We start from the raw sequence: 2,725 nt of genomic DNA, 5'->3' as shown, positions 1-2,725 counted from the left end.
AGCAACACCCCGGCGTCGTGATGGTCGCCGAGGAGTCGACGGCATGGCCCGGCGTCACGCGGCCGACGCATCTCGGCGGGCTGGGCTTCGGCTTCAAGTGGAACATGGGGTTCATGAACGACACCCTGCGGTTCATGAGCCGCAACCCGATCCACCGCCGCTATCACCACAACGACCTGACCTTTGCGGCGCTATATGCTTACGCCGAAAACTTCATCCTGCCGCTGAGCCACGACGAGGTCGTGCACGGCAAGGGCTCGCTGCTTTCCAAGATGGGCGGCGACGACTGGGGGCAGTTCGCCGGATTGCGGGCCTATTACGGCTTCATGTGGGGCTGGCCGGGCAAGAAGCTGCTGTTCATGGGCCAGGAATATGCCCAGCGCGAGGAATGGAACGAGGCCAAGGGGCTCGACTGGTTCCTGCTCGAGGCCCCGGCGCACGAGGGCATGCGGCGGCTGGTCACCGATCTCAACGCGCTCTACCGCGAGTTGCCGGCGCTCCATGCGCGCGACAACGAGCCGGAAGGCTTCGAGTGGCTGATCGGCAACGACCAGCACAACTCGGTGTTCGCCTGGACCCGCAAGGCGCCGGGTCACCCGCCGGTGGTGGTGATTTCCAACATGACGCCGACGCCACGCGACCATTACCGCGTGCCGATGCCGCTTGCCGGCAACTGGGTCGAGCGGCTCAATACCGACGCCGGCTGGTACGGCGGCACCAACAAGGGGAACCAGGGCAAGGTGGTGGCAAGGGCGAGCGAGGTCGAGGGGCTCGGCCCCTATGCCGATCTCTACCTGCCGCCGATGTCGACGCTGTTTCTGAAATACGACCCCGCTTGAGCGGGCATGGGAGGGCCGCGTGATCGAAGCAGAAAAGTCTCGTAACTTTTCCTGATCACGCGATAGGAGGAGGAAACTATGGCTGACTACCGGACACCATCGCCGCTGGCGCGTGAAGCGATGGCCTATGTGCTGGCGGGCGGGCGGGGGACGCGGCTGTTCGAGCTGACCGACCGGCGCGCCAAGCCGGCGGTGTATTTCGGGGGCAAGTCCCGCATCATCGATTTCGCGCTGTCGAACGCGCTGAACTCCGGCATCCGCCGCATCTCGGTGGCGACGCAGTATCAGGCGCACTCGCTGATCCGGCATCTGCAACGCGGCTGGAATTTCCTCCGCACCGAGCGAAACGAGAGTTTCGACGTGCTGCCGGCGAGCCAGCGCGTCTCCGAGACGCAATGGTACGAAGGTACCGCGGATGCCGTGTACCAGAACATGGACATCATCGAGGACTACGGCCCGCGCTACATCGTGCTGCTGGCGGGCGACCACATCTACAAGATGGACTACGAGATCATGCTCCGGCAGCACGTCGACACGGGCGCCGATGTGACCATCGGGTGCCTCGAAGTGCCGCGCATGGAAGCCTCGGGGTTCGGCGTGATGCATGTCGACGGGCGTGACCGGATCGTCGATTTCGTCGAGAAGCCGAAGGATCCGCCCGGGATCCCCGACAAGCCGGACATGGCGCTGGCCTCGATGGGCATCTACGTGTTCGAGACGCGGTTCCTGATGGAGCAGCTCCGCCGCGACGCCGCGACCGAGGGGTCGGCGCGGGATTTCGGCAAGGATATCATCCCCTATATCGTCAAGAACGGCTCGGCCTGGGCGCACCGCTTCCCGCGCTCCTGCGTGCGTTCGCCCAACGAGGAAGTCGCCTACTGGCGCGACGTGGGGACGGTGGACGCCTACTGGAAGGCCAATATCGACCTCTGCGACGTCACCCCGCAGCTCGACCTCTACGATCGCGACTGGCCGATCTGGACCTTCGCCGAGATCACCCCGCCGGCCAAGTTCGTGCATGATTTCGACGGGCGGCGCGGCTCGGCGGTGAACTCGCTGGTCTCGGGCGATTGCATCATCTCGGGCGGTGCGCTGGACAAGACGCTGCTCTCGACCGGCAGCCGGGTGCACTCCTATTCCGAGCTGCACGAGGCGGTGGTGCTGCCCTATTGCACCATCGGGCGGGGCGCCCGGCTGAAGAAGGTGGTGGTCGATCGCGGCGTGCATGTCCCCGAGGGGCTGGTGATCGGCGAGGATCCGGCGTTCGACGCGCAATGGTTCCGCCGTACCGCGGAGGGGGTGACGCTGGTCACCCAGCCGATGATCGACAAGTACCAGGCGAGCAGATAGCTGGCGGAGCCCATGATCGAAGTCCTGTCCGTCGCCTCGGAGGCCTTCCCGCTGATCAAGACGGGAGGGCTCGCGGATGTCGTCGGCGCCCTGCCGGCGGCGCTGGCGCCGCATGGCGTGTCGATGCGCGTGCTGCTGCCGGGCTATCCCAGCGTGATGGCGGGGCTCGAGGGCGGCCGCGAGGCGCTGCAGCTGCTGGATTTCTTCGGCGGCCCGGCGCGGCTGGTGGCGGGGCGGGCCAACGGGCTCGACGTCATCGCGCTCGATGCCCCGCACCTCTACGACCGGCCGGGCAATCCCTATCTCGGGCCGGACGGCAGGGACTGGCCGGACAACTGGCGGCGCTTCGCGGCGCTGAGCTTTGCGGCCTACGAGCTGTCGCGCGGCGCCATTGCGGGCTACCAGCCGGATATCCTCCACTGCCACGACTGGCAGTCCGGCCTCGCGCCGGCCTATGCCCGGTTCAACGCGCCAACCCGGGTGAAGACGGTGATGACCGTCCACAACATCGCCTTCCAGGGGGTGTTCGGCTGGGA

The 2,725-nt window shown here is 66.5% G+C and carries 3 protein-coding genes; all 3 read left to right on the top strand.

Translation table 11 applies throughout. From position 1 onward, the window contains the following. Positions 1-839 (top strand): alpha amylase C-terminal domain-containing protein (locus JWQ89_RS17090; protein WP_299642927.1); only part of this gene is annotated, 839 nt, incomplete at its 5' end. A gap of 78 nt (positions 840-917) precedes the next feature. Beyond that, positions 918-2,189, top strand: a complete 1,272-nt coding sequence (gene glgC / locus JWQ89_RS17085; RefSeq protein ID WP_299642926.1) for a glucose-1-phosphate adenylyltransferase — start codon at positions 918-920, stop codon at positions 2,187-2,189. Between the two features lie 12 nt (positions 2,190-2,201). Further along, the coding region (locus tag JWQ89_RS17080; protein ID WP_299642924.1) for a glycogen/starch synthase at positions 2,202-2,725 on the top strand (524 nt) is incomplete at its 3' end.

Source organism: Devosia sp., assembly GCF_028290645.1.
In the GTDB taxonomy this organism is placed as follows: Bacteria; Pseudomonadota; Alphaproteobacteria; order Rhizobiales; family Devosiaceae; genus Devosia_A.
This window is presented reverse-complemented; position numbering and strand designations above follow the sequence as displayed.

What these genes read in the sequence shown, in the direction of transcription:
- glgC (WP_299642926.1), top strand. Translation starts at nt 918, where the DNA reads ATGGCTGACTACCGGACACCATCGCCGCTGGCGCGTGAAGCGATGGCC.